A 745-nucleotide genomic window follows, 5' to 3' on the forward strand; every position below is an offset into this window, starting at 1 on the left:
TGTTCTTCCCCGACACGTTGTGAACGTCTGAGGTGAGCGAAGACCTCCGGGACGATGTGGGTACCACCCTCACATCTGCTCCACGGAGGTCTTCATGACTCACGCTAATGCGCCCTTGACGCCGGAAGGGCGTCGACGCCTCGGTTCCCTCATCGTCGACGACGGCTGGTCGGTGCGACGTGCCGCCGAGCGCTTCCAGGTGTCACCGGCGACTGCCTCGCGGTGGTCTCGTCGATACCGGGCAGGACAGCCGTTGACCGACCGTTCCTCTCGCCCGCGCGTCTCGCCGGCTCAGCTTTCGGCACGGCGGGAACGGCGGATCGTCTCGCTGCGGTACACCAGACGGTGGGGACCACACCGGATCGGATACCACCTCGGCATCCCGCACTCCACGGTCGGGCGTGTGCTGGCCCGCTACAGGATGCCGTTGCTGCACCACCTCGACCAGGCCACCGGGCTCCCGGTGCGCAAGCCCAAGCCTGTCCGCTACGAGAAGGATGCCCCGGGCGAACTGGTCCACGTGGACATCAAGAAGCTCGGCAGGATCCCGGATGGCGGCGGCTGGCGCATGCTCGGCCTGCAGGCCGGCAAGCGCAACAACAAGAAGCAGGGACTGGGCTACGCGTTCCTGCACCACGCGGTCGATGACTGCACCCGGTTGGCTTACTCCGAGCAGCTGAGCGACGAACGCAAAGAGACCGCAGCGGGGTTCTGGACACGCGCCAAAGCGTTCTTCGCCGAGCAC

1 protein-coding gene is annotated in these 745 nt (G+C 66.4%); it reads left to right on the forward strand.

Annotated features, from left to right (window positions below; translation table 11 throughout):
• Positions 1-94: 94 nt before the first annotated feature.
• Positions 95-745, forward strand: a 651-nt coding sequence (locus GON06_RS18360) for a helix-turn-helix domain-containing protein (protein WP_157313866.1), incomplete at its 3' end; no start/stop codon positions are given.

It is taken from the genome of Microbacterium sp. MAH-37, from assembly GCF_009758255.1.
In the GTDB taxonomy this organism is placed as follows: domain Bacteria; phylum Actinomycetota; class Actinomycetes; order Actinomycetales; family Microbacteriaceae; genus Microbacterium.